This is a genomic window from Peribacillus aracenensis, assembly GCF_025175645.1.
Taxonomy (GTDB): Bacteria; Bacillota; Bacilli; order Bacillales; family DSM-1321; genus Peribacillus; species Peribacillus aracenensis.
The window spans coordinates 131,704-137,703 of sequence record NZ_JANZMJ010000006.1 but is presented as its reverse complement, the minus strand read 5'-3'; the positions used below and the strand labels follow the sequence as shown (position 1 = coordinate 137,703).

General features: G+C 42.8%; 7 protein-coding genes and 1 other annotated feature (1 of these 8 only partly in view). Of the genes, 6 read left to right on the top strand and 1 reads right to left on the bottom strand.

Translation table 11 applies throughout. The features are described 5' to 3' along the window. The 5 genes from N0M92_RS08835 to N0M92_RS08815 form a co-directional block, all read left to right on the top strand. The coding region (locus N0M92_RS08835; RefSeq protein WP_311202529.1) for an FAD-linked oxidase C-terminal domain-containing protein at positions 1–471 on the top strand (471 nt) is incomplete at its 5' end. Then, a complete protein-coding gene (locus N0M92_RS08830; RefSeq protein WP_260285373.1) occupies positions 468–1,793 on the top strand; it encodes a (Fe-S)-binding protein in 1,326 nt (441 codons plus the stop codon). The genes N0M92_RS08835 and N0M92_RS08830, both read left to right, overlap by 4 nt. Positions 1,794–2,021: 228 nt before the next feature. After that, positions 2,022–2,951 carry a YsnF/AvaK domain-containing protein gene (locus N0M92_RS08825; protein WP_260285372.1) on the top strand — a complete coding sequence of 310 codons (930 nt, stop codon included), beginning with the start codon at positions 2,022–2,024 and terminating at the stop codon, positions 2,949–2,951. Between the two features lie 154 nt (positions 2,952–3,105). Then, positions 3,106–3,918 carry a general stress protein gene (locus N0M92_RS08820; protein ID WP_260285371.1) on the top strand — a complete coding sequence of 271 codons (813 nt, stop codon included), beginning with the start codon at positions 3,106–3,108 and terminating at the stop codon, positions 3,916–3,918. A 388-nt stretch (positions 3,919–4,306) separates the two neighbouring features. Then, positions 4,307–4,690 carry a general stress protein gene (locus N0M92_RS08815; protein WP_260285370.1) on the top strand — a complete coding sequence of 128 codons (384 nt, stop codon included), beginning with the start codon at positions 4,307–4,309 and terminating at the stop codon, positions 4,688–4,690. 16 nt (positions 4,691–4,706) lie between these two features. Here N0M92_RS08815 and sspI read toward each other — a convergent pair whose 3' ends face one another. After that, positions 4,707–4,916 carry a small acid-soluble spore protein SspI gene (gene sspI / locus N0M92_RS08810; protein ID WP_076364828.1) on the bottom strand — a complete coding sequence of 70 codons (210 nt, stop codon included), beginning with the start codon at positions 4,914–4,916 and terminating at the stop codon, positions 4,707–4,709. 122 nt (positions 4,917–5,038) lie between these two features. Here sspI and N0M92_RS08805 point away from each other — a divergent pair, with 122 nt between their 5' ends. Continuing rightward, entirely contained in the window at positions 5,039–5,797 is a 759-nt protein-coding gene (locus N0M92_RS08805; RefSeq protein ID WP_260285369.1) for a TrmH family RNA methyltransferase, read from the top strand. 44 nt (positions 5,798–5,841) lie between these two features. Continuing rightward, positions 5,842–6,000: a binding site (T-box leader), on the top strand (it continues 84 nt past the right edge of the window).

Genomic DNA, 6,000 nt, shown 5'->3' with positions numbered 1-6,000 from the left:
GACGCTGCCGCCTTGAAAACCGCAAGACGGACAGCCCTCTCTGCACTGGCACGCCTCAAGCCGACGACCATTTTGGAAGATGCCACCGTTCCACGGTCGGAAATTGCCAAGATGGTTAAAGCGATTAATGAGATCGCTGTCAAGCATAACGTGGACATTTGCACTTTCGGCCATGCCGGGGATGGGAACCTGCATCCAACGTGCATTACCGACGCTCGTGATCATGAGGAAATGGAGAGAGTGGAGCTCGCTTTTGCCGACATTTTTGCCGCGGCTATCGACCTTGGCGGGACGATTACCGGTGAACATGGTGTAGGGGCGATGAAGGCCCCTTATCTTGAATGGAAGCTGAAGAAAGAAGGGATTGATGCCATGAGAGCGATTAAACAAGCTTTCGATCCCAATAACATCATGAATCCCGGCAAAGTATTTGCCAAGGAAACCAGGAAAAGGGTGGTGGTCTCTTCATGACGACAGTTCAGGAAAGGGAAACCATCGCCATGCAATTCGCTGAAAAAATGAACGAAGATGAATTGTTGAATTGTATGCGCTGCGGCTTTTGCTTACCCCACTGCCCGACATACATGGAATCGGGGCAGAAGGAATCCCATTCACCAAGAGGACGGATTGCACTTATGAAAGCCGTGGCGGATGGTGTGATTGAGCCCGATGAGGATGTAGAACGTTCATTGAGCCTTTGCCTCGGCTGCAGGGCTTGTGAACCTGTATGTCCTTCAGGTGTGAAATATGGGCATCTTCTTGAAGAAGCAAGGGATATCATCCATCAGAATAAAAAGCACAGTTACCCTGTAAAAACGATCCGTAATGCCGTTTTTAGTGGATTATTCCCGCATCAGGAGCGAATGCAGGCCATGACGAGTTTGCTTGGCTTCTATCAGAGATCAGGTCTGCAATACATGGCCCGAAAAACGGGAGTCCTCAACATGCTTCCGAATAATTTGGCAACCATGGAAAAGGTGCTGCCGAAAGTCCCGAAAAAATCAGAAATGAAAAATAGGCCAACCGGGCTGCCTGCAATCGGAACGCCGCACAAAAAGGTGGCTTTTTTTTCCGGCTGCTTGATGGATACGATGTTTTTGGAAACGAACAAGGCCACACTAAAGCTTCTTCAGCTGGCCGGATGTGAAATCGTGATTCCGAAATCCCAGGCATGTTGCGGGGCGCTGCATGGGCACAGTGGTGAAAAAGCAGGTGCAAAGCAACTGGCCAAGCGCAATATAGAAGCTTTTGAAGCGGAGGAAGTTGATTATATCATTACGAATGCCGGCGGCTGTGGAGCTTTTCTCATAGATTATGACCATTTGCTCCAAGGCGAACCGGAATGGCATGACCGTGCAATCGCATTTAAAAATAAGTTGAAAGATATAAGTCAGATTCTTGTTGATTTGCGTTTTCAGGAAAAAGTTCGCTTGAAACTGCCGGCTCAATCGGTAACTTTTCAGGACTCCTGTCACTTACGGAATGTTATGAACACCTCCCTGGCTCCGCGAATTCTCCTTCAATCGATAGAAGGGATTGATTTCAGGGAAATGAAGGATGCCGATCGATGCTGCGGTTCCGCTGGGATTTATAATATTGTTGAATCAGAGATGTCCATGAATATTCTCGACTCCAAAATGGAACACACAAAATCGACACAGGCCGATATTGTTGTCACGGCAAACCCGGGCTGTCTATTACAAATGCAATTGGGGATCGAGAGGGAAAACTTGGGGAAATGTACGAAAGCGGTGCATATTGCAGACCTGCTAATAAAGGCTGTGGCTTTATAATAGAAGTAAAACGAAATAACATTATTTGGTTAAACATTACGTTTTTATAAATGGGGTAACCCTTGAAAAGGCTGGATTTCAATTGAAAAAGCGTTCTGTGCTGAGAACGAATTGTAATGATATAACAAAAATGAAATATTGATTCCTCGTTTACTTAGGTTCATGGCGGGTAGAGTTTATACATAGCATCCACTAATCGAAACAACAAAACCTAAGGAGGAATGTAAAATGAATAAAACAGTATATGGAGTATATGAATCAAATGCAGAAGTGATCCAGGCAATAAATGCACTTAAGGCAAAGGGCTTTGAAGGCGACGATATCACGGTCGTCGCAGACAAGGAAGAAACATTGGATTTCACGAACACTCAACGCGAAACGGATGTTCATACAATGACGAATGTTCCTAACGACGAATCATTTATGGACAAGGTGGCACGCTTCTTCATGCCGGATGATACAGCAGACCTTTCAACAAGATTGGCGAATGCAGGCCTTTCGAATAGTGAAGCGGCTGAACATGTTTTTGATGTGGAAAATGGAAAAGTCCTGGTTCTGGTAGAAGAAGGTGAAGGCCATCTTGGAACGGCAAGAGATAAATTCACGACCGGAAATATGGATACTGCCGCTACACGGCTTGATACGAACTCCACCAACCAACTATATAATGGCACTGGAAAAACAGATGCATTAAATAAAGAAGATGTTTATGGAGTCAACGGAAAAGGCCGTGAATTGCCAGAGGATGAAAGGACGCTTAAACTTCGGGAAGAAAAGCTGAACATTGATAAAGAAAGAGTACAGACTGGTGAAGTCGTCATTAACAAAGAAGTCAATGAACAGCATAAAACGATTAATGTTCCTGTTGAACACGAAGAAGTGACAGTCGAGCATAGATCAGTTTCAGGGCGTGAACCGGATCTGGAAACCGGAAGCATTGAAGACGGGGAAACATTACGGATTCCCGTTGTTGAAGAAACATTGGAAGTTTCGAAAAAACCAGTCGTCACAGATGAAATTGTCATCAAGAAACATGCTGTACAAGAAACGGAACAAGTTCAGGATACTTTTAAAAAGGAAGATATCCAGCTTGATAGTACAGATGATTCGATCGTAAATGAGAAACAGGCAGCTGAACGTCGAACAGACCGCTTCTAAGAGTGAAGGAAAGTGGCCTGCAGTTTTTAAAACTGCAGGCTTCTTTTGGGTTTTAAAGACTCTAGGCAAGGCAAACCTTTTTGTTTAATTGGCACCCATCAGGGTATAAATACACATAAGAAGAAATTTCGGAATAATAGGAGGAGGAAGATGCATGGGAAAAACATTATATGGTGTTTTTAATACGGAAAGAGAAATAATCCAGGCTATTCAATCCCTCAAGGAAAAGGGGGTCAGTGAAGGAGAAATAACGGTAATGGCTGATAGGAAAGAAGATTTGGATTTCGTCAATCAAAAGCGGGATCCGGATGTAGACGTCGTTACTAACTCTAACGAGGATTCCTTCATTGATAAGATGAAACACTTTTTCCTGAATGAGGGTTCTGAAGATATAAGGAACCGGCTAGGTGAGTTAGGGCTTGCCGATAGTGAAGCCACCGCTTATATAAATGAAGTGGAGGCAGGAAAATTCCTGATTCTTTTAGATGAATCGGAAACCATATCAGCAAGTGAGAGCATAGCTTCCAATCGCATGGAGGATACGGACGAACCTTTAGAGAATCCGCTTAAAACAGGGGTGGTGAACAATCCGGATCCGAACCTTTTTCCTGAAACAACAGCGAATGCCTATCAAACAGGGGAAGTGGAAGCACAGCCAGGAAGAAGCGAAGAACTTCATGGGAATTCTGCGAACATCTTTGAAAATGAAGAGCTGGATACAAAGCGAGCTCAACAAAGGGAAATCCGGGGGAACTCCACAGAAAAATTCAAGAAGAAAAAAACAGGGAATCATGAAGGGCAACTTGCAAGCGACCCTCATCCAGACCCGTTTTCTGCCGATACTGATAATGCCCTTGATGCTCAAGGATCACTGGATCGGACCATGACCCCGAATGCCAGCAGGCAGCAAGAGGAAGTCTTGCAGGATGAATACATCAAAAATCGAATCAATACCGACAATCTGTAATACGCAAAATAACTGCCTGCACAAGGCTGTTCAAACTGTAGACAAACTAGATGAATATCGAGTTTGTCTGCAGTTTCTTTATGGCTTGTAAAATTGGGATGTTGATTTTCAGGCACTCGCTTTCCGCCTGGGGGTCTCCCTTTGATAGAAACCACACATGATGAGTTGAAGATATTACTTTGGTACAGTTGGTTCGTTTGATGAAGGATATATTTTCCCAACCCATTTATCTGCAAACTGAACCAGGCTGTTTTTTTTTAAAAAAACCTTTAGGCAAAGGGTTACTCAGGAATTCTCAATGGACTATTTGCTTGTTTATTGTTAAAGCTGCAAGGTATAATGACAAAGGTATTTTATTTTAAGTAGAGTAACAAGGAGGGGGAGAAACATGGAAAAAAACGTATATGGTGTTTTTGACTCTAATCCGGAACTACTTGCTGCAATTCAAGACTTAAAAGCTAAAGGCGTATCTGGCACCCAAATGACAGTAGCAGCTAATATAAAAAATCATGTGCAGCTTGGAAATGAACATACGGATATCCTAATCATCGCCAATCAGGATAAGGAGGATACTCTTTTTTTAAGAATCTTCCACTACTTCACAGATGAAGGATCTGGAGATTTACGCAGCTTTTTCACGAAATACGGCTACTCTTATGATGAGACAAAAACGATGCTTGAAGAAGTGAGCGCAAAAAAATTCATTCTGATGCTTGATGAAGAAGTCTCCATGGAAGAACTGAAGGCTTGCGAAGCGAAATCAAAAAAATAACAGCCTCTGAAGGCTGTTATTTTTTTAATCCTGATTCGAGGGCAGTGATCATTTCCTGTTTTTCCTGCTCAGATGAATTTTGCCAGATGACCTCGAATAATACTCCCAATCCAGGAAGCATTTTTTCCTCGCCATTTTGTATGGCATCGACAATCGTGTCTTCCAGCTGCTCTTGCGAATTTCCTGATACATTTTGGATGATCGCATTACGTAAGTTTAAATTCATGATTATTCCTCCTCTAACACATAATGACTGACATTCATAGCATTTCACAAACTCACATGCAATATGTATGTGAATTGCGTTATAATAGGAAAATCAGTGTGAAGTTAAAGGAGCGTTTACCCTTGAAATATATTGAATCCGTAAAAAACCCGCAAGTTAAGCAATGGAAAAAACTTTTGACGAAAAAAGAACGAGATAAAACAGGTAAATATCTAGTCGAGGGTTTTCACCTAGTTGAAGAAGCCTTAAAAGAAGAAATCGTCTTGGAAGTGATCATCAATGAAGAAACTGAAATGCCTGCTCATTTTAAGGTGGAAGGCACAGAACTCATTTATGTGAAAAATGATATTATGAAGGCGATTTGTGATACCGAAGCTCCTCAGGGAATTGCTGCGGTTTGTGAACAGAAATCAACGAGCATGGCGTCCATCAATCCGGATAAATTATTGTTGATCGATGCCGTACAAGATCCGGGAAATATTGGAACGATGATCAGGACAGCGGATGCAGCTGGAATCGATGCGGTCATACTTGGCGAAGGGTGTGCTGACCTGTATAATCCCAAAGTGGTCCGTTCGACGCAAGGGAGCCTCTTCCATATGCCTGTAATTAAAGGGAACCTTTCCGATATCATCGATGAGCTGAAGGAAAGCGGCACACCGGTATATGGCACGGCATTAGAAGGCGCATCGCCATTTGAAGAAGTGGAAAAGTCTTCCCGATTTGCCCTGCTGGTCGGTAATGAAGGCCAAGGAGTATCGAAGGAATTACTGGAGAAAACGACTAAAAACCTTTATATTCCCATCTACGGAAAAAGCGAATCATTGAATGTGGGTATCGCTGCAGGGATTTTAATGTACTATTTACGAAAATCGATTTGAAACGGCCGAAGAATTATAATATAATAAAACAGAATTTTATAATGAAAACAACGATGACAAAGAGTAGTAGCTTAAGTTAACCATATCCAGGGAAAAAATGCCTTGACTGAAAGCATTTTTATGGCACTGCTTAAGGGAATTCACCTTTCGAGTTGGCATTGGGAAGACATGATGTCTGAAAAATGTTCCGGTGAAGAGCCGTT

Bases quoted from the DNA above. Each gene is read 5' to 3' on its own strand.
- N0M92_RS08830 (WP_260285373.1), top strand. From the start codon at position 468: ATGACGACAGTTCAGGAAAGGGAAACCATCGCCATGCAATTCGCTGAA.
- N0M92_RS08825 (WP_260285372.1), top strand. From the start codon at position 2,022: ATGAATAAAACAGTATATGGAGTATATGAATCAAATGCAGAAGTGATC.
- N0M92_RS08820 (WP_260285371.1), top strand. From the start codon at position 3,106: ATGGGAAAAACATTATATGGTGTTTTTAATACGGAAAGAGAAATAATC.
- N0M92_RS08815 (WP_260285370.1), top strand. From the start codon at position 4,307: ATGGAAAAAAACGTATATGGTGTTTTTGACTCTAATCCGGAACTACTT.
- sspI (WP_076364828.1), bottom strand. From the start codon at position 4,916: ATGAATTTAAACTTACGTAATGCGATCATCCAAAATGTATCAGGAAAT.